This is a genomic window from Flavobacteriales bacterium (assembly GCA_013001705.1).
Taxonomy (GTDB): domain Bacteria; phylum Bacteroidota; class Bacteroidia; order Flavobacteriales_D; family JABDKJ01; genus JABDLZ01.
Window position 1 is genome coordinate 1 of record JABDLZ010000100.1, and the last position, 23,279, is coordinate 23,279.

38 protein-coding genes are annotated in these 23,279 nt (G+C 48.1%); all 38 read right to left on the minus strand.

The genetic code is table 11. From position 1 onward, the window contains the following. Window positions 1–992 (minus strand): phosphopyruvate hydratase (eno, locus tag HKN79_03990; protein NNC82715.1); only part of this gene is annotated, 992 nt, incomplete at its 3' end. Further along, complete coding sequence (gene carA, locus HKN79_03995) at window positions 989–2,104, minus strand: glutamine-hydrolyzing carbamoyl-phosphate synthase small subunit (protein NNC82716.1); 1,116 nt, start codon at window positions 2,102–2,104, stop codon at window positions 989–991. The genes eno and carA, both read right to left, overlap by 4 nt. Window positions 2,105–2,184: 80 nt before the next feature. Beyond that, window positions 2,185–2,847: a 50S ribosomal protein L17 gene (gene rplQ / locus HKN79_04000; GenBank protein ID NNC82717.1), complete on the minus strand. Its 663-nt coding sequence runs from the start codon at window positions 2,845–2,847 to the stop codon at window positions 2,185–2,187. A 37-nt stretch (window positions 2,848–2,884) separates the two neighbouring features. Next, a complete protein-coding gene (locus HKN79_04005) occupies window positions 2,885–3,877 on the minus strand; it encodes a DNA-directed RNA polymerase subunit alpha (protein ID NNC82718.1) in 993 nt (330 codons plus the stop codon). A gap of 19 nt (window positions 3,878–3,896) precedes the next feature. Beyond that, a complete protein-coding gene (gene rpsD, locus HKN79_04010; GenBank protein NNC82719.1) occupies window positions 3,897–4,505 on the minus strand; it encodes a 30S ribosomal protein S4 in 609 nt (202 codons plus the stop codon). Window positions 4,506–4,546: 41 nt separating this feature from the next. Continuing rightward, the gene (rpsK, locus tag HKN79_04015; protein NNC82720.1) at window positions 4,547–4,930 is read right to left on the minus strand and encodes a 30S ribosomal protein S11; all 384 of its coding nucleotides are present in this window, start codon (window positions 4,928–4,930) and stop codon (window positions 4,547–4,549) included. Window positions 4,931–4,959: 29 nt separating this feature from the next. Continuing rightward, window positions 4,960–5,337, minus strand: coding sequence for a 30S ribosomal protein S13 (gene rpsM / locus HKN79_04020; GenBank protein ID NNC82721.1), 378 nt, complete (start codon window positions 5,335–5,337; stop codon window positions 4,960–4,962). Between the two features lie 34 nt (window positions 5,338–5,371). After that, window positions 5,372–5,488 carry a 50S ribosomal protein L36 gene (gene rpmJ, locus HKN79_04025; GenBank protein ID NNC82722.1) on the minus strand — a complete coding sequence of 39 codons (117 nt, stop codon included), beginning with the start codon at window positions 5,486–5,488 and terminating at the stop codon, window positions 5,372–5,374. Window positions 5,489–5,499: 11 nt separating this feature from the next. Further along, window positions 5,500–5,718 carry a translation initiation factor IF-1 gene (infA, locus tag HKN79_04030; GenBank protein NNC82723.1) on the minus strand — a complete coding sequence of 73 codons (219 nt, stop codon included), beginning with the start codon at window positions 5,716–5,718 and terminating at the stop codon, window positions 5,500–5,502. Continuing rightward, complete coding sequence (gene map, locus HKN79_04035; GenBank protein NNC82724.1) at window positions 5,719–6,513, minus strand: type I methionyl aminopeptidase; 795 nt, start codon at window positions 6,511–6,513, stop codon at window positions 5,719–5,721. A 2-nt stretch (window positions 6,514–6,515) separates the two neighbouring features. Then, on the minus strand, window positions 6,516–7,862 hold the full coding sequence (gene secY / locus HKN79_04040) for a preprotein translocase subunit SecY (protein NNC82725.1): 1,347 nt from the start codon (window positions 7,860–7,862) through the stop codon (window positions 6,516–6,518). Window positions 7,863–7,882: 20 nt separating this feature from the next. Further along, window positions 7,883–8,332 carry a 50S ribosomal protein L15 gene (gene rplO / locus HKN79_04045; GenBank protein ID NNC82726.1) on the minus strand — a complete coding sequence of 150 codons (450 nt, stop codon included), beginning with the start codon at window positions 8,330–8,332 and terminating at the stop codon, window positions 7,883–7,885. Window positions 8,333–8,355: 23 nt separating this feature from the next. Next, window positions 8,356–8,535: a 50S ribosomal protein L30 gene (rpmD, locus tag HKN79_04050; GenBank protein ID NNC82727.1), complete on the minus strand. Its 180-nt coding sequence runs from the start codon at window positions 8,533–8,535 to the stop codon at window positions 8,356–8,358. A gap of 11 nt (window positions 8,536–8,546) precedes the next feature. Further along, the gene (rpsE, locus tag HKN79_04055; GenBank protein NNC82728.1) at window positions 8,547–9,062 is read right to left on the minus strand and encodes a 30S ribosomal protein S5; all 516 of its coding nucleotides are present in this window, start codon (window positions 9,060–9,062) and stop codon (window positions 8,547–8,549) included. A gap of 5 nt (window positions 9,063–9,067) precedes the next feature. Next, complete coding sequence (locus tag HKN79_04060; GenBank protein NNC82729.1) at window positions 9,068–9,415, minus strand: 50S ribosomal protein L18; 348 nt, start codon at window positions 9,413–9,415, stop codon at window positions 9,068–9,070. 9 nt (window positions 9,416–9,424) lie between these two features. Continuing rightward, entirely contained in the window at window positions 9,425–9,976 is a 552-nt protein-coding gene (rplF, locus tag HKN79_04065) for a 50S ribosomal protein L6 (protein NNC82730.1), read from the minus strand. A 21-nt stretch (window positions 9,977–9,997) separates the two neighbouring features. Next, the gene (gene rpsH / locus HKN79_04070) at window positions 9,998–10,396 is read right to left on the minus strand and encodes a 30S ribosomal protein S8 (GenBank protein NNC82731.1); all 399 of its coding nucleotides are present in this window, start codon (window positions 10,394–10,396) and stop codon (window positions 9,998–10,000) included. A 34-nt stretch (window positions 10,397–10,430) separates the two neighbouring features. After that, on the minus strand, window positions 10,431–10,700 hold the full coding sequence (rpsN, locus tag HKN79_04075; GenBank protein NNC82732.1) for a 30S ribosomal protein S14: 270 nt from the start codon (window positions 10,698–10,700) through the stop codon (window positions 10,431–10,433). 1 nt (window position 10,701) lies between these two features. Further along, complete coding sequence (rplE, locus tag HKN79_04080) at window positions 10,702–11,256, minus strand: 50S ribosomal protein L5 (GenBank protein NNC82733.1); 555 nt, start codon at window positions 11,254–11,256, stop codon at window positions 10,702–10,704. Continuing rightward, window positions 11,253–11,573: a 50S ribosomal protein L24 gene (gene rplX / locus HKN79_04085; protein ID NNC82734.1), complete on the minus strand. Its 321-nt coding sequence runs from the start codon at window positions 11,571–11,573 to the stop codon at window positions 11,253–11,255. The genes rplE and rplX overlap by 4 nt, the downstream gene beginning before the upstream one ends. 18 nt (window positions 11,574–11,591) lie before the next feature. Beyond that, on the minus strand, window positions 11,592–11,960 hold the full coding sequence (gene rplN, locus HKN79_04090) for a 50S ribosomal protein L14 (GenBank protein NNC82735.1): 369 nt from the start codon (window positions 11,958–11,960) through the stop codon (window positions 11,592–11,594). Between the two features lie 31 nt (window positions 11,961–11,991). Beyond that, entirely contained in the window at window positions 11,992–12,246 is a 255-nt protein-coding gene (gene rpsQ, locus HKN79_04095; protein NNC82736.1) for a 30S ribosomal protein S17, read from the minus strand. A 1-nt stretch (window position 12,247) separates the two neighbouring features. Further along, complete coding sequence (rpmC, locus tag HKN79_04100) at window positions 12,248–12,454, minus strand: 50S ribosomal protein L29 (protein NNC82737.1); 207 nt, start codon at window positions 12,452–12,454, stop codon at window positions 12,248–12,250. Window positions 12,455–12,470: 16 nt separating this feature from the next. After that, window positions 12,471–12,890 (minus strand): 50S ribosomal protein L16, encoded by a 420-nt coding sequence (gene rplP / locus HKN79_04105; protein NNC82738.1) that lies wholly within the window; start codon window positions 12,888–12,890, stop codon window positions 12,471–12,473. A 31-nt stretch (window positions 12,891–12,921) separates the two neighbouring features. Continuing rightward, complete coding sequence (gene rpsC, locus HKN79_04110; protein ID NNC82739.1) at window positions 12,922–13,656, minus strand: 30S ribosomal protein S3; 735 nt, start codon at window positions 13,654–13,656, stop codon at window positions 12,922–12,924. A gap of 3 nt (window positions 13,657–13,659) precedes the next feature. Then, complete coding sequence (gene rplV / locus HKN79_04115; GenBank protein NNC82740.1) at window positions 13,660–14,067, minus strand: 50S ribosomal protein L22; 408 nt, start codon at window positions 14,065–14,067, stop codon at window positions 13,660–13,662. Between the two features lie 26 nt (window positions 14,068–14,093). Continuing rightward, a complete protein-coding gene (rpsS, locus tag HKN79_04120) occupies window positions 14,094–14,360 on the minus strand; it encodes a 30S ribosomal protein S19 (protein ID NNC82741.1) in 267 nt (88 codons plus the stop codon). 7 nt (window positions 14,361–14,367) lie between these two features. Continuing rightward, complete coding sequence (rplB, locus tag HKN79_04125) at window positions 14,368–15,192, minus strand: 50S ribosomal protein L2 (GenBank protein ID NNC82742.1); 825 nt, start codon at window positions 15,190–15,192, stop codon at window positions 14,368–14,370. Between the two features lie 6 nt (window positions 15,193–15,198). Next, window positions 15,199–15,492 (minus strand): 50S ribosomal protein L23, encoded by a 294-nt coding sequence (gene rplW / locus HKN79_04130; protein NNC82743.1) that lies wholly within the window; start codon window positions 15,490–15,492, stop codon window positions 15,199–15,201. Between the two features lie 7 nt (window positions 15,493–15,499). Beyond that, the gene (gene rplD / locus HKN79_04135) at window positions 15,500–16,129 is read right to left on the minus strand and encodes a 50S ribosomal protein L4 (protein NNC82744.1); all 630 of its coding nucleotides are present in this window, start codon (window positions 16,127–16,129) and stop codon (window positions 15,500–15,502) included. Window positions 16,130–16,131: 2 nt separating this feature from the next. Next, window positions 16,132–16,755, minus strand: a complete 624-nt coding sequence (rplC, locus tag HKN79_04140; GenBank protein ID NNC82745.1) for a 50S ribosomal protein L3 — start codon at window positions 16,753–16,755, stop codon at window positions 16,132–16,134. Between the two features lie 19 nt (window positions 16,756–16,774). After that, window positions 16,775–17,080: a 30S ribosomal protein S10 gene (rpsJ, locus tag HKN79_04145; GenBank protein NNC82746.1), complete on the minus strand. Its 306-nt coding sequence runs from the start codon at window positions 17,078–17,080 to the stop codon at window positions 16,775–16,777. A gap of 11 nt (window positions 17,081–17,091) precedes the next feature. Then, window positions 17,092–19,197 (minus strand): elongation factor G, encoded by a 2,106-nt coding sequence (gene fusA / locus HKN79_04150; GenBank protein NNC82747.1) that lies wholly within the window; start codon window positions 19,195–19,197, stop codon window positions 17,092–17,094. Window positions 19,198–19,227: 30 nt separating this feature from the next. After that, entirely contained in the window at window positions 19,228–19,698 is a 471-nt protein-coding gene (gene rpsG / locus HKN79_04155) for a 30S ribosomal protein S7 (protein ID NNC82748.1), read from the minus strand. An 8-nt stretch (window positions 19,699–19,706) separates the two neighbouring features. Further along, window positions 19,707–20,081, minus strand: coding sequence for a 30S ribosomal protein S12 (locus HKN79_04160; protein NNC82749.1), 375 nt, complete (start codon window positions 20,079–20,081; stop codon window positions 19,707–19,709). 188 nt (window positions 20,082–20,269) lie between these two features. Then, the gene (asnS, locus tag HKN79_04165; protein NNC82750.1) at window positions 20,270–21,700 is read right to left on the minus strand and encodes an asparagine--tRNA ligase; all 1,431 of its coding nucleotides are present in this window, start codon (window positions 21,698–21,700) and stop codon (window positions 20,270–20,272) included. A 49-nt stretch (window positions 21,701–21,749) separates the two neighbouring features. Beyond that, the gene (locus HKN79_04170) at window positions 21,750–22,715 is read right to left on the minus strand and encodes a LysM peptidoglycan-binding domain-containing protein (protein ID NNC82751.1); all 966 of its coding nucleotides are present in this window, start codon (window positions 22,713–22,715) and stop codon (window positions 21,750–21,752) included. Between the two features lie 95 nt (window positions 22,716–22,810). Further along, window positions 22,811–23,239, minus strand: coding sequence for a hypothetical protein (locus HKN79_04175; protein ID NNC82752.1), 429 nt, complete (start codon window positions 23,237–23,239; stop codon window positions 22,811–22,813). Window positions 23,240–23,279: the final 40 nt, after the last annotated feature.

The following is a 23,279-nucleotide window of genomic DNA, read 5'->3' on the forward strand; positions in this document are numbered from 1 at the left end:
CCTTGTTCGATCCCCTTGGCCAGGCGTTCTGTGTTGGTCACAAAGAGATCATCTCCTACCAATTGAATAGAGTCCCCGAGGGTCTCTGTCAGCTTGGTCCATCCATCCCAATCGTTCTCATCCAATCCATCCTCTATGGATATGATGGGATACTTATCACACCAATCCTTCCAGAACCCCACCATCTCATCGCTGCTCAACTCATCACCGGTAGATGACAGAATGTACTTTCCTTTCTCTTTATCATAGAACTCACTGCTGGCCGCATCCAAGGCTAGCAGAAGGTCGTCTTCTATCTTGTATCCGGCCTTTTCTATGGCTTCCAGCACCACCTTGATGGCCTCTTCATTGGAATCGAGATTGGGTGCGAATCCACCTTCATCACCCACATTGGTAGAGTGTCCTTGGGATTTCAACACATCTTTCAATGCATGGAACACCTCGGCACCCATTCGCAAGGCTTCTGAGAAACTCTCAGCACCCACGGGCATGATCATGAACTCTTGGATATCGATCTTGTTATCTGCATGCGAACCTCCATTCAGGATATTCATCATAGGCACGGGAAGTGTATTGGCACTTACACCTCCCACGTAGCGATAGAGCGGTTGACCAGTGACCTGTGCCGCGGCATTGGCCACAGCCAGACTCACGCCTAGAATAGCATTGGCGCCCAGCAGGGCTTTATTCTCGGTACCATCCATTCCGACCATGGCCCGGTCGATCAGATTCTGATCCAGTACATAGGCTCCTCTCAATTCCTCATTGAGGGTCGTATTCACATTCTGGACCGCTTTGTTGACTCCCTTCCCTAGATAGATGCCTTTGTCACCATCGCGTAGCTCTACGGCTTCGTACATCCCTGTAGATGCGCCTGAAGGAACCGCTGCTCTTCCCACGGCCCCACTATCGGTATAGACCTCGACTTCGATGGTCGGATTGCCACGTGAATCCAGGATCTGTCTGGCGTGTATATTGGTTATCAAGCTCATTGTTCGGAGGTTATCAGTTCTTTTTTATTCTCTTTGACCGCCTCTACGAATTGATCGAAGAGGTAGCGACTATCGTGAGGTCCTGGATTGGCCTCTGGGTGATATTGCACAGAGAATACCGGGCGGTCTTTGAGTCGGATGCCAGCGATGGAATCGTCATTGAGGTGTACATGGGTGACCTCTATATTCTCAGCAAGATTGATACTACCCTCATCCACAACGAAGCCGTGGTTCTGTGAGGTGACCTCGGCCTTCCCAGAGATCTTGTTCAGCACAGGGTGATTGATACCCCGGTGACCGTGATGCATCTTGCGTGTCTTGAGGCCCTGGCTCAATGCGATCATCTGATGCCCGAGACAGATGCCGAATCCAGGCACCCCGGATTCCACCAGACTCTTGACCTTCTGGACCGTATCAGACATGGCCGCTGGATCACCTGGACCATTGGTATACATGATTCCATCGGGTCGGTTCTTCAAGATTTCTTCTGCGCTAGTAGTCATCGGATAACAAGTCACCTTGCATCCACGATCGGTCAAGCAGCGGATGATATTGGTCTTCGTGCCCAAGTCGAGCAGGGCAATGTGCACATCTGCGTCCTCATTCCCGTGAACAGAGATCTCGGTAGCACTCACCTTGGAGCTGAGTTCCATCCCATCCATGGAAGGTGTCTCTTTGAGCATTTGCTCCATCTCTGAATCACTGAGGTCTTCAGAGGTGATGAGGGCATTCATCGCTCCGCAATCGCGGATATGTCGGACCAGCGCTCGGGTATCGATATCGGATATTCCTACCAGACCGGCCTTTTCCAGATAATCTTGGATGGACATAGACGCACTGGGTCTGGAATAGACTTCTGAGAATTTCTTGACCACCAGGCCGGCAATCTTGATACTGCCTGATTCTATCTCTTCTGCATGGGTACCGTAATTCCCGATATGAGATGTATTCATGACCAGGACCTGACCGTAGTAGGAGGGATCGGTGAATATCTCTTGATACCCGGTCATCCCAGTATTGAAAGCTATTTCCCCAGTAGTCGTGCCCTTGGCACCGATGGCTCTGCCTTGAAAGCGGGTACCATCTTCCAGTAGTAGTGTTGCTCGCTTCATTTCGCGCAAATTTGGACAAAAAAAAGGGATGCTCTAGTTAAGAACATCCCGGGTCTTTTTAACAGTGCCAAGGCAAATTATCATTCTTCTTCATCCTTGGCGTTCTTCTCTTCGCTAGAATCTTCGGTCTCATCTTTGACCTCTTCGACTGCTTCTGATACCTCTTCAGTGGTCTCTTCTACAGCTTCTACAGTTTCAGACGCGATCTCTTTCACTTCTTCTGCGGCTTCGCTCGCTGCCTCAGCAGCATCAGTTGCAGCCTCTTCAGCCTTAGCGGCCACTGTACCAGCGGCAGCAGCTACGGTAGCTGCAGCTCCAGCTCCAGATTTCTTTCCACCTCTACGGCTTCGCTTCTTCTTGGCCTTCTTTTCTGTCGTGTAGACGTCATTGAAGTCCACCAGCTCGATCATACACATATCTGCATTGTCACCTAGGCGGTTCCCTGTGCGGATGATCCGTGTATAACCACCTGGACGTGAAGCGACTTTAGCAGAAACTTCTCGGAAGAGTTCGGTCACCGCTTCTTTTTGCTTCAGATAGCTGAAGACAACTCTTCTGCTATGTGTGGTATCGGTCTTCGACTTGGTGACCAATGGCTCGATGTATTTCTTGAGCGCTTTGGCTTTGGCCACAGTCGTATTGATGCGCTTATGCTCGATCAACGAGCAAGCCATATTGGCAAGCATCGCCTTTCTGTGGGCCGGCTTGCGCTTCAAGTGATTGAATTTCTTTCCGTGTCTCATCTCGATTCAGCGTGTAAGAGATCAGGCGTTCCAGCCTTTACTCCTTGTCCAATTTATACTTACTCACGTCCATTCCGAATTCCAGACTCTTGCTTTCTACAAGGTCTTCTAGTTCGGTCAGGGATTTCTTACCGAAGTTTCTGAACTTCAATAGGTCATTCTTATTGTAGGCTACCAAGTCACCCAATGTCTCGATGTCAGCAGCCTTCAAGCAATTCAATGCTCGTACCGAAAGGTTCATATCGACCAAGCGGGACTTAAGCAATTGACGCATGTGCAGTGAACTCTCATCGAATTCCTCCACTTCTTTCTTGATCTCGGTCTCCAAGGTGATCTTCTCATCGGAGAAGAGCATGAAATGATGAATCAGGATCTTAGCGGCTTCTTGGAGCGCATCCTTTGGAGAGATGGAACCATCGGTCATCAGATCGATGATCAACTTCTCATAGTCTGTCTTCTGCTCGACACGGAAGTTCTCGATGTTGTACTTCACATTCTTGATCGGAGTGAAGATGCTATCTGTGAAGATGGTCCCTATGGGTGCATTGGAGATCTTATTCTCTTCAGCAGGTACGTATCCTCTTCCTTTTCCGATGGTCAATTCCAGTTCGATCTTGACCTTCTTATCCATGTGGGCGATCACCAAGTCGGGATTCAACACCTGGAAAGCAGAAGTGAAGTTTCCGATATCGCCTGCAGTGAAGGTATCCTTACCGGAAACGGTCACTTTCAGTTTTTCGGAATTGGTATCCTCGATCTGTTGCTTGAAGCGTACTTGCTTGAGATTCAAGACGATCTCGGTGATATCCTCCACAACACCCTTGATGGTGGAGAACTCATGGTCTACACCCTCGATACGCACAGAAGTAATGGCAAATCCCTCAAGTGAGGAAAGGAGAATTCTTCTGAGTGCGTTACCAACAGTCACACCATAACCAGGCTCAAGAGGACGGAACTCGAAGGATCCGCTTCTCTCATCTGATTCTATCATGATGACTTTGTCCGGCTTTTGGAAGTCTAAGATGGGCATGTTCTATTGTGTGTTAGGATTATTTAGAATAAAGTTCCACGATGAGTTGCTCCTTGATATTCTCAGGAATCTGCTCGCGCTCTGGGCTGGCCAGGAATTCACCGGTCATCGCATCTTGGTTCCAATCCAACCAATCCCAAGAGGAAGCTGAATTAGCAGCCAGAGAAGCTGTAATGGATTCCAAGCTCTTGGAGCGTTCACGCACACCGATCACATCTCCAGGTCGTAGGCTGAAAGAAGGGATATTGACCACTTTCCCATTGACGGTGATGTGACGGTGACCCACCAATTGACGGGCTGCTCTTCGTGTCGGTGCAATACCGAGTCTGAATACTGTGTTATCCAATCGAGACTCACACATCTGGAGGAGGTTGGTACCTGTGATACCTTGTTTGGCAGAAGCCTTCTTGAACATATTGGAGAATTGCTTCTCCAAGATGCCATAGGTATACTTGGCCTTCTGCTTCTCCATGAGCTGTACGGCATATTCGGATTGCTTTCCTCTCCTTCTATTATTACCGTGCATACCCGGAGGGTAATTCTTACGCTCCAAGGCCTTATCAGGACCGAAAATCGGTTCTCTGAATTTGCGTGCGATCTTTGACTTGGGACCTCTGTATCGTGCCATGGTCTACTCTTTGATTTTCTTTAATCGATAATTCGTTTGGATCAGACCCTTCTTCTTTTCGGAGGTCTACATCCGTTGTGAGGCAATGGTGTGACATCGATGATCTCTGTCACTTCTATGCCCATATTGTGCAATGTCCGGATAGCTGATTCACGACCGGAACCAGGTCCTTTGACATAGACTTTGACCTTTCTCAGTCCATATTCCATTGCTTCTTTCCCGCAATTCTCAGCTGACATCTGCGCTGCGTATGGAGTGTTCTTCTTAGAACCCCTGAACCCCATCTTACCGGCCGATGACCATGAGATCACTTCCCCTGCATTGTTGGTGAGGGAAATGATGATATTGTTGAAAGTGGCTTGGATATGTGCCTGTCCATGGGCCTCTACCCTTACTTTCTTCTTCTTTTTTGCTGCTTTTGCCATGATGCTGATTATCTATGGTTATGCTAAGATTATTTGGTCGCCTTCTTCTTGTTGGCCACAGTCTTCCTCTTACCCTTACGAGTACGGGAATTGTTCTTGGTCTTCTGACCTCTCAGAGGCAGACCGGTACGATGACGTATCCCTCGATAAGAACCGATATCCATCAATCGCTTGATATTGGTCTGGATCTCTGACCTCAGAGAACCTTCTACCCGGTGTTCTTCGTTGATCACCTTCCGGATCGCAGCCAATTGATCATCGCTCCAATCCTGGACTTTGATGCCATAATCCACTCCGGCCTTATCCAAGATGGATCGAGCGGTGGTGTGTCCGATTCCGAAGATATAGGTCAATCCTATCTCTCCTCTTTTGTTCCTAGGTAGGTCTATTCCGACTATACGTGCCATTTCCTGATCTGCTTAATAAACTTCATGCAGAGCATCATCCTTGACGCTGCTTGAATTTGGGGTTCTTCTTATTGATCACGTAAAGTTTCCCTTTACGTCTGACGATCTTGCAATCAGCGGATCGCTTCTTCAAACTTGCTCTGACTTTCATATCAGTTCGCTTTACTTGTATCTATACGTTATGCGGCCCTTGGTCAAATCGTATGGAGACATCTCCACTTTGACCTTATCACCTGGGAGAATACGGATGTAGTACATTCTCATCTTACCTGAGATGTGGGCGGTAATAGTATGCCCATTCTCAAGCTCCACTCTGAACATTGCGTTCGAGAGGGCTTCTTTGATCGTGCCATCCTGTTCTATCGAGGCTTGTTTTGCCATCTATTGTATTCTCTCTTTTTCTTTATTCAACAATACTTCTTCTATATACTCGAATGTCGATAAGACTTCTGCTTTGCCTTTGCGCACGACTACATCGTGCTCAAAGTGGGCCGAGGGTCTTCCATCAGCGGATACGATGGTCCATCCATCATCCAACTGCTTGACCTCCTTGACTCCCAGATTGATCATAGGCTCTATGGCCAATGTCATTCCTTCTTTCAACTTCGCTCCACGACCTCTTTTCCCGTAATTGGGTACTTCAGGTTCTTCGTGAAGTTCTCTTCCTAGGCCGTGGCCTACCAATTCCCGTACCACACCGTATCCGTGGGCTTCAGCATGCTGCTGAATCGCCCATCCGATATCTCCCACTCGGTTGCCTGATACAGCTTGTTCTATACCTTTTTCCAGGCATTGCTGTGTGACATCCAATAAGGACTGGACTTCCTCGCTGACCTCACCTACCTTGAATGTATAGGCGCTATCACCATAGAAGTCGTTCATCAGTACACCACAATCGACCGAAACGATGTCCCCTTCTTCAAGTGGACGCTCGGTAGGAAGTCCATGCACGACCGCTTCATTGACCGAACACAAAAGGGTGCTCGGGCAACCATAGAGTCCTTTGAAACCAGGAATAGCTCCATGGTCCCTGATGAACTCCTCGGCCACTGCATCCAACTTCATAGTGTCGATGCCGGGCTCTATCAGTTTGGCCACTTCGGCCAAAGTCTTACCAACAAGTAAAGAACTCTGTCTTAATATCTCAATCTCTTCGTCCGTCTTCAGATGGATCATGATCAGCCGGCCATACCGAACGCAGAACTGCTACGCCCTTTTATTTTACCGCCTTTCATCAGACCATCATAGTGACGGGATAGAAGATGACTTTCAATCTGTTGCAACGTATCCAAGACCACTCCCACCATGATAAGCAGAGAAGTTCCTCCGAAGAACAGGGCAAATCCCTGAGTCACTCCGAACACAACTGCAAACGCTGGTAGAATGGCCACAAAGCCTAGGAATATCGCTCCTGGCAAGGTGATACGTGATAATAGGTTATCGAGGAACTCCGAGGTCTTTCTCCCGGGTTTGACCCCTGGTATGAATCCTCCGTTCCTTTTAAGATCATCGGCCATCTGCATCGGATTGACCGTGATGGCAGTATAGAAATAGGTGAACAACACCACCATCAAGAAGAAGATGATATTGTACCACAGACCATTGATATTGGTCAGGCTCTGAAGCACGGTACCTACTTCCATTTCCAGTGCTTGAGCGATATACAGTGGCACGAACATGATGGCCTGAGCAAAGATGATAGGCATCACCCCAGCAGCATTGACCTTCAATGGGATATACTGTCTTACTCCACCGTACTGTCTGTTTCCTACAACTCGCTTGGCGAACTGTACGGGAACTCTTCGGGTAGCCTGCACCAGTGCGATGGTCGCTGCAATGATGAGCAGTAGGAAGACGATCTCTACCAAGAGGATAACAAATCCTCCACCTTCTCCACCGACACCCACTTTGGATACGACTTCTTGGATGAAGCTCGCAGGTAGGCTGGCAATGATCCCGATCATGATGAGCAAGGAGATACCATTACCGATACCTCTGTCCGTGATTCGCTCACCCATCCACATGACGAATAGACATCCAGCAGAAAGGATGATCACCGAAGTGAACCACCACCACCAACTGGGGTCTGGTACTGCGTTAGGGACCGAGACCACTGATGAGGCCAAGTAACCCGGAGCTTGCAAAGAGGTGATACCGATAGTCAGGAATCGAGTGATCTGGTTTATCCTCTTCTGACCGCTTTCTCCTTCTCGCTGCATCTTCTGAATGCTAGGTACAGCAATACCTAGGAGCTGCATGATGATGGATGCAGAGATGTAAGGCATGATACCCAGAGCAAAAATGGATGCTCGGCTGAAGGCTCCTCCGGTGAAGAGTGCCAGCAGTCCGAAGAGACCTCCGCTATTGCCGGAATTACCCGCTTCTAGCGCCTCAAGGTCCACTCCTGGAATCACTACATAAGAACCGATTCTGAAGATCAGGATGAAACCCAGTGTCACCATGATACGGCTTCTGAGTTCTTCGATCTTCCAGATGTTCTTCAATGTTTCGATAAAATTCTTCATGCCTCGTGCTCCGTGTTTAGTTATGCAATGATCTCTGCCGTGCCCCCTTTCTCTTCAATGGCCGCTTTTGCGGTTGCAGAGAAGGCATGGGCCTTGATCTCGACCTTTGCATTCAGTTCTCCCCTTCCTAGAATCTTGATCAAATCGTTCTTGGACGCGATACCCACTTCGACCATTACAGCCGGGTCCAGTGCAGTGAGTTTCTTCTCGTCAGCGATCATCTGGATGGTGTCCAGATTGATGCCTTTGTAGGCCACCCTGTTCCTGTTGGTGAAACCGAACTTCGGAATTCGTCTTTGTAGTGGCATCTGCCCTCCTTCGAAGCCTCGCTTGGTCTTGTAACCCGAACGTGATTTTGCTCCTTTGTGACCGCGTGTAGAGGTGCCTCCGTAGCCGGATCCCTGTCCTCTACCCACTCGCTTTCGCTTCTTTGTGCTGCCTTTCGCAGGTCTGAGATTATTCAATTCCATCTTTCTTCGTTTTTAGCTCTCGCTCAAGCCTCTTCGACTTTGAGCAGGTGCTTCACTTTAGCTATCATTCCAAGGACCTGAGGTGTAGCCTCATGTGTCCTAGGATTATTGAGTTTGTTGAGTCCGAGTGCTTTCAATGTGGCCTTTTGATCCTTGGGCCTGTTGATAGAGCTGCGAACTTGGGTGATAGTGATCTTCGCCATGATATCCTAGATTATCCGTTGAATACCGTTTGTACATCTACTCCTCTGTCCTTAGCGACCATATAGGCGTCACGTAGCTGAGAGAGAGCATCGATGGTCGCCTTGACCACATTATGTGGATTGGATGAACCTTTTGATTTGGCCAGTACATCGTGTACTCCTACGCTCTCCAGAACAGCACGCATGGCACCACCAGCGATCACACCTGTACCGTTGGAAGCAGGCTTCAAGAAGACTCGTGCTCCTGAATACTTTCCATTTTGCTCGTGTGGGATGGTCCCATGTATGACCGGTACTTTGATCAGGTTCTTCTTGGCATCATCGATTGCTTTCGCTATCGCTCCTTGCACTTCGAGGGATTTTCCTAGACCGTGACCTACGATTCCGTTCTCATCACCTACGACCACAATGGCCGAGAAGCTGAACGTACGACCTCCTTTGGTCACTTTGGTCACACGGTTGATGGTAACGAGCTTATCAGTAAGCTCCAGGTCACCTGCTTTAATCCTATTCTTGATTCTAGTCATTATCCTTAGAATTTCAGTCCGGCCTCACGTGCACCTTCGGCCAGGGCCTTGACCCTACCATGGTACAGATATCCATTCCTGTCGAATACTACTTTTTCAATTCCTTTCTCCTTGGCAATCTCTCCGATTCCCTTTCCGACTTCGACCGCAACGTCCTTCTTGGATCCATCGGCTTTGGCCTTTTTAGAAGAGAATGCTCCTAGAGTCACCCCATTGGTGTCATCGATCAATTGAGCATAGATCTCCTTGTTACTTCTGTACACAGAGAGTCTGGGACACGCTGGGGTGCCTTGGATCACCTTTCTGATCCGCTTTTTGATCCTACTTCTTCGTGCTTCTTTCGTAAGTCTCATGACATTCGATTATTTAGCTGCGGTCTTACCGGCTTTTCTTCTGATATGTTCACCCACGTACTTGATTCCTTTACCCTTGTATGGCTCAGGCTTACGGAGTGATCTAATCTTGGCGGCAACCTGCCCGACCAACTGTTTGTCGGCAGATTCCAAAGTCACCACAGGATTCTTTCCTTTCTCGGTCTCGGCCGAAATCTTGATCTCACTGGGCATCTCGAACACCACTGGGTGGGAGAAACCCAGGTTCATGGTCAATGTCTGACCTGAGACCTGCGCTCTATATCCTACACCCACCAATTCTTGCTGGATCTTGAATCCATTGGTGACCCCTTCGATCATATTGTTGATCAACGAGCGATACAGACCATGATATGCCTTGACCTGCTTGGCCTCGGAGTTTCTCTTACAGACGATGGAATCATCTGAAATATCTACAGTGATGGATGGGTCCATCGCCTGGGTCAATTCGCCTTTAGGCCCTTTGACGGATACCACGTTGTCTTTCACTGTGACATCCACTCCAGAAGGGATAGAGACCGGTGCGTTTCCTATTCGTGACATTGTTTACCTTAATTCTCGTTATCAATAAACGTATGCGAGTACTTCTCCGCCTACATTCTCAGTTTTGGCCTCCTTATCCGTCATCACTCCTTTGGAGGTGGACATGATGGAGATTCCAAGTCCGTTGAGGACCCTTGGAAGTTTGTCTGCTCCAGCATACTTCCGCAGCCCAGGCTTACTGGCACGTTGAAGTGAAGTAATGGCCGGCTTACCTGAGACCGGATCGTATTTCAAAGCAATCTTGATGGAGTCTTGTGGTTGCTTCTCCTCGACCTTGTAGTTGAGGATATACCCTTTCTCCATAAGAATCCTCGTCATCTCCTTCTTCGTCTGGGAAGCAGGGATGTTGATGACCTTTTTCTTGGCCATGATTCCATTCCGGATCCTGGTGAGGTAATCTGCTATTGGATCAGTATTCATTTTCTTAATCTCTTGATAGTCGAACAATCATCTATTACCAGCTGGCCTTCTTGACTCCTGGTATCTTGCCCTCGAGGGCCATTTTACGGAAGAGTACCCTGGAGATACCGAACTGTCTCATGTATCCGCGTGGTCTTCCGGTCAATTTGCAACGGTTGTGCAGACGGACCCTTGAAGAATTCTTAGGAAGTTTCTGTAGACCTTCCCAATCACCTTCTGCCTTCAGCTTCGCCCGCTTCTCAGCGTAACGTGCAACCATTCTTTCTCTTTTGCGCTCCCGCGCTTTCATGGATTCCTTAGCCATCTCAGTTCTTTTTTACAAATGGGAAGTTGAACTTATCCAACAAGGCCTTAGCCTCTTCATCACTATCAGCACTAGTCACGATAGTGATATCCATACCGTTGATTTCGCGTACTTGCTCGATGTCTATCTCTGGGAAGACGATCTGCTCGCGGATTCCCAAGGTGAAATTCCCTCTTCCATCGAAGCCTGAAGCTTTGACCCCTCTGAAGTCACGAGTACGAGGAAGTGCTACCGACATCAATCTATCGAAGAAGTCGTACATCATGTCTCCACGCAGAGTGACTTTGGCACCGATCGGCATACCCTTTCTTAATTTGAAGTTGGATATGTCCTTCTTGGAGTAGCAAGGCACTGCACGCTGTCCAGTGATAGCGGATAGCTCATCTACTGCAACTTCGATCAGTTTCTTGTCGGCCACTCCTTTTCCGAGTCCTTGGTTGACACAGATTTTTTTCAATCGAGGTGCTTTCATGGGTGAGCGGTACCCGAACTCCTGCACGAGTGCTGGAGCGACCTCTTTCTTATATACTTCTTTGAGTCTTGGTGTATACATCACTTAAGCTCTTGTCCTGATTTCTTAAAATACCTGACCGAGTTCCCTTTGTCGTCTTTTTTTCTTCCGACTCGAGAAGGTTCTCCGGTCTTACTATCGATCAGCATCAGATTGGAGATATGGATCCCAGCTTCTTCTTTGACTATCCCTCCTTCTGGGTGTGCCGCACTGGGTCTGGTATGCTTGGACACCAGATTCATACCCTCAACGATGGCTCGCATCTTCTTAGGGTCGACTTCCAAGACCTGACCTTCTTCACCGCGGTGAATACCGGCTAGGATCCTGACCTTGTCTCCTTTCTTTATGTGCAATTTCTTCATGACTTCGATTTCTTTCTATCAGATCACTTCAGGAGCGAGCGATACTATTTTCATAAAGTCCTTCTCACGTAGTTCACGTGCTACGGGTCCGAAGATCCGTGTTCCTCTCAACTCACCGGCCGCATTCAGGAGGACCGCTGCATTCTCATCGAATCGGATATAGGATCCGTCAGCTCTGCGTATCTCCTTCTTGGTGCGAACGACCACTGCTGTGGAGACCGCTCCTTTCTTCACATTGCCAGAAGGCATGGCCTCCTTTACCGATACCACTATCTTGTCACCTACAGAAGCATATCTTCTTTTGGTTCCTCCGAGTACCCTGATGCAGAGGACCTCTTTGGCTCCGCTATTGTCGGCTACTTTCAATCGTGACTCTTGTTGTATCATCTCTTAAATTCTTACGCTGACCGCTTGATTATTACTTGGCCTTCTCTAGTACTTCGACCAATCTCCAGCGCTTGCTTTTGCTCAATGGTCTGGTCTCCATGATCTTTACGGTATCACCGATACCGCATTCCTCTTTTTCATCGTGAGCCATGAACTTGGAGGTATTCTTGACGAATTTCCCATAGAGTGGGTGCTTCATCTTACGCTGCACAGCGACCACGATGGTCTTGTTCATCTTGTCGCTGGTCACGACTCCGATCCGTTCTTTTCTAAGATTCCTAGTCATCTTACTTGGTATTAGCCTCAGCTATTTCTCTTTTTCTCAGCTCGGTAAGCATGCGAGCGATGTTCTTCCTAGTTGCTCCCATGGCTTTGGGATTCTCCAGAGGAGAGATCGTATGATTGATCCTCATCTTGGTGAGTGAATCGCGTTCTACCGAGAGTTTTTCCTTGATCTCGTCAGTTGAGAGGTCCTTTATTTCAGAATATTTCATTTCTCCAGGTACTTGCTTATTCTACATAATCCCTTCGGACAACGAACTTGGTCCTTACCGGTAGTTTCTGAGCGGCCAATCGCATGGCTTCTCTGGCCACTTCGATAGGCACACCATCCGCTTCGAACATGATCCGTCCCGGTTTCACTACTGCCACCCAGTGGCTAGGTGCACCTTTACCTTTACCCATACGTACTTCAGCTGGTTTTGCTGTGATGGGTTTGTCTGGGAAGATGCGTATCCAGACCTTTCCTTCCCTTTTCATATATCGGGTCACCGCAATACGGGCAGCCTCGATCTGACGGGAAGTGATGAATCCTTCATCCATTGTTTTAAGGCCGAAGGTCCCGAAAGCAACCTGGCTACCCCGGTTGGCGTTCCCTTTGATGCGGCCCTTCTGCATCTTCCTATGTTTCGTTCTTTTCGGTTGTAACATGATACCTTCTTTCTAGTGTTACACTGAGCTCTTATCTGTTGTCTCTTCTACGTGAGCCTCCGCGAGAACCTCCACGGTTTCCTCCACGACCACCTTTACCGCCTTTCTTCTCCAGTCCGAATGTGGGCGACAGATCACGCTTTCCATAGACTTCACCTTTCATGATCCATACCTTGACTCCGATACGACCGTAAGTCGTATGGGCTTCTACCAAAGCATAATCGATATCGGCTCTGAAGGTGTGAAGTGGAATACGGCCATCCTTGTAAAGCTCTGTACGAGCGATCTCAGCTCCGTTCAATCTTCCTGAGACCATCACCTTGATTCCTTCAGCGCCCATACGCATGGTGCTGGCAATGCTCATCTTGATGGCTCTACGGTAAGAGATACGGCCTTCGATCTGACGAGCGATGCTCTCTGCTACCAATCGGGCATCCAACTCGGGACGTTTGATCTCGTAGATGTTGATCTGTACATCCTTCTTGGTCAGTTTCTTGAGCTCTTCTTTCAGCTTGTCTACCTCTTGCCCGCCTTTCCCGATGATCACACCTGGACGTGCGGTCTTGATGGTCACGGTGACCACTTTCAAGGTACGCTCGATGATGATCTTGGATATACTTGCTTTGCGAAGACGCGCTCTCAGGTAGGTCCTGATCTTATGGTCTTCTACGAGTTTATCTGTATAGTCCTTACCACCATACCAGCTGGAGTCCCAACCTTTGATGTAACCCAGTCTATTTCCTATTGGATGACACTTCTGTCCCATGCTTTATTCTGACTTCGCGTTCTTACTATCCACCACCAAAGTGACGTGATTGGATCTCTTCCTTATCCGATGTGCTCGACCTTGAGGAGCTGGCTGAATGCGTTTCAACATCCTTGCGCTATCCACATTGATGCTTTTCACAAAGAGCTCTGCATCATCTGCACGTTCTCCCTCGTTCTTCTGCTCCCAATTGTTGATCGCGGACAGAAGCAGCTTCTCCAGTCTTCTGGATGCTTCCTTCTGGGAGAACTTGAGGATGTTGAGTGCATCGTAGACATTCTTGCCGCGGATGATATCTGCCACCAATCGCATCTTACGAGGTGATGTAGGGCAGTTGTTGAGCTTTGCAAAAGCAATGCTCTTCAATTCCTCTTTTCTTTTCTCCGCACTTAATTGTTTTCGAGATCCCATCTCTATAACCTATTGTAGCGTTCTTATTATTTCTTGTTTCCAGAGTGTCCTCTGAAGGTCCTAGTAGGAGAAAATTCTCCCAACTTGTGTCCTACCATATTCTCGGTCACATAGACCGGAATAAATGTCTTGCCATTGTGCACTGCGATGGTCAATCCTACGAATTCAGGAGTGATAGTAGATGCTCTGGACCAGGTCTTGATCACAGATTTCTTTCCTGAGCTCTGGGCTTGTTCTACATGCTGCATCAGCTTGTAGTGCACGTATGGTGGTTTTTTTAGCGAACGACTCATGATTCAATTACTTCTTGCGTCTTTCAATAATATGCTTGTTCGATGCCTTCGTACGGCTTCGGGTCTTGTATCCTTTGGCAGGTACTCCATTTCTGGATCTAGGGTGTCCACCGGATGAACGTCCTTCACCACCACCCATCGGGTGATCGACCGGGTTCATGGCTACACCTCTTACTCGTGGTCTGCGTCCCAGCCATCTCGAACGACCTGCTTTACCTGATCGGGTGAGCATGTGCTCCGAGTTGGATACTGATCCGATAGTGGCCATGCATGAGGTCAGTATCATTCTGGTCTCTCCAGAAGGAAGCTTGACAATCGCATATTTTCCATCTCGCGCATTGAGCTGAGCATATGAACCAGCGCTTCGTGCCAATTGGCCTCCGCCTCCAGGTCTCAATTCGATGTTGTGAATCACCGTTCCCAATGGAATCTCACTCAGATAAAGTGCATTCCCTACTTCAGGATTGACTCCTTTACCTGATTCTATCTTAGCTCCCACTTCCAAGCCACTTGGAGCGATGATATACTTCTTTACACCGTCCTTGTACTTCAACAAGGCGATTCGGGCCGAACGATTCGGATCGTACTCGATGCTCACCACCTCAGCCGCCATATTCTGCTTATCGCGCTTGAAATCGATGAGACGATATCTCCGCTTGTGACCTCCACCGCGATAGCGCATGGTCATCTTACCAGTATTATTCCTACCCCCAGACTTCTTGATGGGTGCTAAGAGGCTCTTCTCAGGTTTAGAGCTGGTGATCTCCTCGAATGTGGAAATGACCTTGTGCCTTTGACCTGGCGTAGTTGGATTGAATTTTCTAACTGCCATTACTTCTTAGATTCCAGCGTAAAAATCAATGCTATCTCCATCGGCAACAGTAACGATGGCCTTCTTATAAGATGCCTTGTTGCCTTTGATCATGCCTGATGTGGTGTATCTGGTATTCTTCTTGCCCATGTAATTCATGGTGCGAACTCCAGTAACACTTACGCCATACATTTTTTCTACAGATTCCCTGATCTGGATCTTGTTGGCTTCCTTGTCAACGATGAATCCATATCGATTGAATCTCTCTGCCTCCTCTGTCAACCTTTCAGTGACGATGGGTCGTATGATGATCTCTGCCATGACTGATTCAGTTCTTGAGGTTATTATGCACTACTTCTATAGCTCCAGGAGTAAAGACCACCTGCTGGCTATTCATGATATCGTAGGTATTGAGATCAGAAGCGACTGTGACCTTGGCACCTGGGATGTTCCTAGATGATAGGTAAACGTTGTCGCTCTTCTCCTCTACTACGAATAGTGTCTTCTTTCCGTCAAATCCCAAGTTGTTGACGATGGTCTTGAATTCTTTGGTCTTGGGGGCTTCCATCGTCAATTGATCGAGAATGGTGATCCCTTCTGCCTTGGCTTTGTATGAAAGCGCTGAGCGTCTCGCAGCCTTCTTCAGTTTCTTATTGAGTTTGAAACTGTAGTTTCTAGGACGTGGACCGAAGATGGTACCACCACCGCGAAGCAATGGATCTTTGATATCACCTCTTCGGGCTCCTCCTGTTCCTTTCTGCTTGCGGATCTTCTTGGTACTCCCTGTGATCTCACCACGCTCTTTGGACTTGTGTGTTCCTTGGCGTGCATTTGCCAGGATCTGCTTCACATCCAGATAGATCGCATGGTCGTTGGGCTCGACTCCAAAAACGGAATCCTCGAGCTTGACCTTCTTGGAGGTCTTCTTACCCTCTATGTTATAAATCTCGAGTTCCATGATTACTTCTTGACTAATATGGTTGAACCTTTGTGACCTGGCACGGCTCCTTTCAAGTAGAGGAGTCCTTGTTCAGGAACCACTTTCATGACCTTGAGGTTCTCGGTGGTCACTCGATGGTTTCCAGTCTGACCGGCCATTCTCATTCCCTTGAATACTCTCGCAGGATATGAAGCCGCACCGATAGAACCAGGTGCTCTCATCCTGTTATGCTGACCGTGAGTGGCTTGACCTACTCCAGCAAAACCGTGGCGCTTGACCACCCCTTGGAATCCTTTACCCTTTGAGGTGCCGATCACGCTGACGAATTCACCTTCATTGAAGAGTTCGACAGATACTTCGCTTCCCATGGCCATCTCTTCTTCTTGCCCCTTGAACTTGAATTCTCGGAGGGTCTGTTTGGGAGATACCCCTGCTTTTTTGAAGTGACCGGCCAATGGACGGCTGGTACGTGACTCCTTTTGGTCACCGTGTCCGAGCTGAACAGCCTCATAACCGTCCTTATCGGAGGTTTTGACCTGAGTGACCACATTGGGTTCACACTGAACGATGGTGCACGGAACATTCTCCCCATTTTCAGAGAAGATGCTGGTCATTCCTATTTTCTTACCTATGATACCTGGCATGTCTTAGTTATTTAGCAGGTCACACCTTGATTTCTACTTCAACTCCGCTCGGCAGCTCCAATCTCATCAGAGCATCCACCGTCTTCGAAGAAGAGCTATAGATATCCATCAATCTCTTGTAGGAGTTCAATTCGAACTGCTCACGTGCTTTTTTATTCACGTGTGGAGATTTCAGGACTGTATAGATCCTTTTGTGAGTCGGGAGAGGTACTGGTCCACTGACCACAGCTCCCGTAGACTTCACGGTCTTCACGATCTTCTCGGCAGATTTATCCACCAGGTTGTGATCGTATGACTTCAATTTGATTCGAATCTTTTGACTCATCTTCTTCAGTCTTAAGCGTTGACTTTTCCTTTAGCCTTATCCACTACCTCATCAGACACATTCTTCGGTGCTGGGTCGTAGTGTGAGAATTCCATGGTAGAAGTTGCTCTACCTGAACTCATCGTACGGAGGGCAGTGACATATCCGAACATCTCAGATAGCGGTACCATGGCTTTGATCACCTTGGCTCCAGCTCTGTCATCCATTCCTTCTACCATTCCTCTTCTTCTATTCAAGTCACCTACGATGTCACCCATGTTCTCCTCAGGAGTGAGGACTTCGAGTTTCATTATAGGCTCAAGAAGTACTGGATTACATTTAGGCATAGCCTCTCTGTAGGCCATTTTGGCACAGAGCTCGAATGAAAGCTGATCCGAATCCACCGGGTGGAAACTTCCGTCTCTCAACACCACTTTCATCTTATCCATCGGGAAACCGGCCAGTACCCCATTCTTCATGGAATCCTTGAATCCTTTTTCCACGGATGGAATGAATTCCTTCGGGACATTACCTCCCTTGATACTGTTGACAAAGAGCAGATCTTCTTCTTGGTCTTCATCGGCAGCACCAACGGTGATCACGATATCTGCGAACTTTCCTCGACCACCAGTCTGCTTCTTGTAGACTTCTCTGTGATCAATGGTACCTTGAACGGTCTCCTTGTAGTTCACCTGAGGCTGACCTTGATTACACTCGACCTTGAATTCCCTCTTGAGACGGTCCAAGATGATGTCCAGGTGCAGCTCACCCATTCCTGAGATGATGGTCTGTCCAGAATCTTCATCTGTACGTACAGTGAGGGTAGGATCCTCTTCAGTCAATTTACCGAGGGCCATTCCCAATTTATCGACATCTGCCTGGGTCTTAGGCTCGATTGCGATACCGATCACCGGATCAGGGAAATCCATGGATTCGAGCACGATAGGCTTATCCAGATCACACAGAGTATCTCCTGTTTTGATGTCCTTGAAACCGACCAATGCTGCGATATCCCCTGCTTGAAGCTTTTCGATCTGATTCTGCTTGTTAGCATGCATCTGGAAGATCCTCGAGATACGCTCCTTCTTCATGGTACGTGAATTCAGCACGTAAGAACCTGACTCCAACACTCCGGAGTAAGCTCTAGTGAAGCACAAACGACCTACGTATGGATCGGTTGCGATCTTGAATGCAAGGGCAGCAAAAGGCTCTTCCTGAGAAGGTTTTCTAGAAGTCTCTTCTTCCGTCTTAGGATTCATTCCTGTGATCGCCTCTGTATCAAGCGGTGAAGGCATGATCTCCATCACGTAGTCCAACATGGTCTGTACTCCTTTGTTCTTAAAGGCAGAACCACAGGTCATAGGAACGAAGTCCCCTGCGATGGTCGCTTCTCTCAAAGCTGTGAGAATCTCTCTTTCGGTAATTGAATTCGGATCCTCGAAATATTTCTCCATCAAGGTATCATCATGTTCAGCAACGGCTTCTAGGAGCTGTTCTCTGTACATGGTGGCTTCTTCGAGCATATCTGCTGGGATCTCCACCTCCTTGAAGGTCATTCCCATATCCTCATCATTCCACTCGATGCCTCGGAAGTTGATCAGGTCGACCACTCCTTTGAAGTTGTCTTCAGCCCCGATAGGAAGCTGTAGAGGCACGGCCTTAGAACCGAGCATCTCCTTGACCTGCTTGCACACTTTCAAGAAGTTAGCACCTTGACGGTCCATCTTGTTGACGAATCCGATACGAGGTACATTATAATTATCCGCCAATCTCCAGTTGGTCTCGGATTGAGGCTCTACACCATCCACTGCACTGAAAAGGAAGACAAGACCATCCAAAACACGCAGGGATCTGTTCACCTCTACCGTGAAATCCACGTGTCCCGGGGTATCGATGATGTTCACATGATACTCGGTGTCCCTATAATTCCAGAATACGGTAGTCGCGGCAGAAGTGATGGTAATCCCTCTCTCCTGCTCCTGCTCCATCCAGTCCATAGTGGCTGCTCCATCATGGACCTCACCTATCTTATGGCTCACTCCCGCGTAATAGAGGATACGCTCAGTGGTGGTGGTCTTACCGGCATCGATGTGTGCTGCGATACCGATATTCCTTGTATTTCTTAAATCTCTTGCCATCTTCTTATCAAGTAATCCTGTTGCTTGGTCTTAGAATCTGAAATGGGAGAATGCCTTATTGGCTTCTGCCATTCTGTGCGTGTCTTCTTTTTTCTTGTAAGCAGCGCCTTCTTCCTTGGCACCTGCTAGGATCTCAGCAGCCAGTTTCCTGTGCATACCTTTCTCGTTTCTCTTGCGAGCAAAAAGGATGAGCCACTTCATGCCCATACTAACTTTCCGGCTATCTCTTATAGGAGTAGGAATCTGGAAAGTTGCACCACCTACCCTACGGCTGCGGACTTCCACACCTGGGCAGATATTGGACAATGCTTTTTTGAACACCTCCAAACCGCTTTCGTCTTCTGACTTCTCATCCACGATATCGATCGCATCGTAGAAGATCTTGAATGCTTTATCCTTTTTACCGTCCATCATCATATTGTTGACGAACTTGGTGACCGTGATGTCGTTGAACTTCGGATCAGGTAGGATGATATGCTTCTTGGCCCTTTGTCTTCTCATGGCTCAGCTTATTTCTTAGGCTTCTTAGCACCGTATTTACTTCTGCGCTGCGTTCTGCCTTGTACACCTGCAGTGTCCAAAGCTCCACGTACGATGTGGTAACGTACACCTGGAAGGTCTTTGACCCTTCCACCGCGTACGAGCACGATACTGTGTTCTTGTAGATTATGACCTTCTCCTCCGATATAGGCATTGACCTCATTCCCGTTCGTCAAACGAACACGGGCCACTTTCCTCATGGCAGAATTAGGTTTCTTAGGAGTGGTGGTATATACTCTCACACATACTCCTCTGCGCTGTGGGCAGGAGTTCAGAGCAGCAGATTTGCTGGTCTTCGATTTGGACGTTCGTCCCTTCCTTACAAGTTGTTGTATTGTAGGCATTTGCAGCTATTTAATCTTAGCTATACTAGTACACTCCCCGTTTAAGGGGGTGCAAATTTAAACGAAACGTTCTTAAATACAACACCGTAGTGTGAATATTTCTCTTCAATTCCTGATTCTGGATGAAAGAGTAGGTCGAACGGCCGCATTGCCTATCAATTGTAAAGAAGGAAAACGCTTAAGTTCTGTCAGAACGAAGCGTTCTGTGGAGTTCTTGGAAAAGGTATTACATCCCTTACGTTCCCCATACCCGTGAGAAACATGATGAGCCGTTCGAAACCAAGTCCGAAGCCGGCATGTGGGCACGTCCCGAATTTTCTGGTCTCTAGATACCACCAGACATGTTCTTCGGGGATAGCGAAGTCTTCACATTTCCGTTTAAGCACGTCTAAGCGCTCTTCTCGCTGTGACCCTCCGATGATCTCCCCGATCCCCGGGAATAAGACATCCATGGCGGCCACGGTCTTCTTATCCTCGTTCTCACGCATATAGAATGCCTTGATACCGGCCGGATAGTCATAGATGATCACGGGTTTCTTGAAATGCTTCTCCACAAGGAATCGTTCGTGCTCGCTCTGTAGATCAGTACCCCACTCCACTGGGAATTTGAACTTCTTCTTCTTGAAGGGTTTGGAATTGCGAAGTATATCGATCGCCTCGGTATAGGTGATGCGCTCGAAGGGATTATCCTTCACGAAGTCCAATCGTTGGCCCAGAGGCATCTCCTGCCGCTCGGCCATGGGGCGTTGTTTGTCTTCCTGCAATTCTCTGTTCTCCAAGAAATGGAGGTCATCTTTGCAATTCTCCATCACATGTGATATGATGTATCTCATCATATCCTCTGCCATATCCATGTCATCCTGCAGATCGGCAAAAGCGATCTCCGGCTCGATCATCCAGAATTCGGCCAGGTGTCTAGAGGTGTTACTATTCTCTGCTCTGAATGTAGGGCCGAAGGTGTAGACCTTGCCGAGCGCCAAGGCACCCAATTCTGCTTCCAACTGTCCAGATACGGTCAGATGGGTCTCTTTTCCAAAGAAGTCTTCTCTTACATCTACTCTTCCTTCTTCATTTCTCGGCAGGTCTTCTAGATCCAAGGATGTCACTCTGAACATCTCCCCGGCTCCTTCGGCATCGCTTCCGGTTATGATGGGGGAATGCATCATATAGAAACCGTTGTCATTGAAGTAGCGATGAATCGCATAGGAAGCTGCGTGCCTGATGCGGAAAACTGCGCTGAAGGTGTTGGTACGCATGCGGAGGTGGGCCTTCTCTCTCAAGAACTCCAGACTATGGCGCTTGGGTTGGAGCGGATACTCTTCAGGATCAGAGGTCCCAAGTATGGTCACCTCATCCGCATGTATCTCTACATTCTGCCCTGCTCCTTGGGACTCTACAAGCTTTCCTCTCACCTGAATGGCCGCACCGGTATTCAGTTCTCTCAATACCTCGCTGGCAAGCTCTTCAGCATCCACTACTACCTGAAGATTCTTGAGCGTGGATCCATCATTTAAAGCGATGAATCGGTCATTTCTGAATGTCCGCACCCAACCACATACCGTGATTGCATCTCCTAGTGAAGGTTTTGAAAGGATGTTAGAGATCTCTACCCGCTTCATCGTATATCTGAATTGTAGCGCGCAAAGAAATAAAGAAAAGGACTCGCTGTCAGCCGGAAGGTTTGCGAAGATGCACCTTGGTGCGACTGCTCAAGGGACTATCTGCAGAAAGTCCGTTGTACTTGACCAAAAATTTAAGTTTGACCCCGTATCGCTGAGAAATGGTCCTCAAGGTCTCTCCCTTGATGGCGATATGATATTCTGCCGTGGCCCGTTTGCGTTTGGGTTGGATAAATACGACCTCTCCTCCAGAAAATCGATGATGACGTGGAAGGTCATTGTACTTGGAGATCTGCCAAGGTGCCAGATCGAGATCCTCTGCGATCAGGTGGATGTCATCTCCTTGACGCGCTTTGACGAAGCGGACCGCATTGGCATGTTGGAACACTTCGCGGTATCTGCGTAAGTCGATGACCTCTCTATCTGCAGAATTCAATCTGCTCTGCTCTTCGAATCTGGGTTTGGCCTGCTGTTGTACCTTATCTACCGAAGCCAACAGCTCCTCATCGTAGCGGTACAGTTCATTATCTTCTATGATACGTATAAGTCTACGAGCATAGGCGGGATCGGTAGCATATCCGGCCTTCTTCAATCCTTTGGCCCATCCCTTATAATCCTTGATATCAAGTTCGAAGAGTGCTTGATATCTCGGCCGTTTCAAAAAAAGACTGTGGTCTTCAAATGAATCCTTGGCCTCATTGTACTTGCGGAAACATTCATTCTTGCGGTCATCATCCTTGAATACGCCCGGACCGTCCCAACCATGACATTTGATGCCGAAATGATTGTTGGCCTGTCTGGTCAGGATACTTTTTCCATTGCCACTCTCCAATATACCTTGGGCTAAAGTGATGCTGGCAGGTATGCCGTGTGCGTACATCTGCTCGATGGCCAATTCCTTCCACTCCTCGATGTAGCGATCACGATCCGACTTCTCTCCACTGGCATGAAGAGACGATGCTATCACCGAAGTGAAAAGACATAGGACCAGAACCTTCATTGACTGCATAGTCATTGACTTGACGATTGAACAACAAATGTATCTGGAGGGGGTGTGGAGGGCTAGCCTGAGTTATCAACGCTAATAACGATCGATTGTTGATAGAGGGTTCAGAAATTCATTCTGAGATCTCCCTTATATCCTTCAAGAATTATGACAAGGGAGTTCCCTTCAGACACGATTCCATCCAGATCGAAGACGATATCTTCTTGGATCATACTCTCGCAGGTGTCATCATGAGCATAGTGCCGTAAATAGAACCGTTGTTTCGGTGGTAGGCTCTTCATGATCAAACCATCAGTGAAGAGCTCGAAGGTGTGGCCTTCACAGCCTCCGCTATACTCCACCTGAAGATGAAGGAATGTGCCCTTTACTTCGGCCGATTGTATCGTATATGGGTCCGTCTTCTGTTCATAACCCATTTCAGTCACGACTTTTTTAGCGTCCAAGGGTCTATCTTGAACATCGGTCGTCACCACCTTGCTATTCCCACAGGAAATAGAAAGGGCGATAAGCATACAGAGTGCTAGATTCTTCATGATGTGTTTTTCTGTGTGATTGAGCCAATATTCAGGCCAG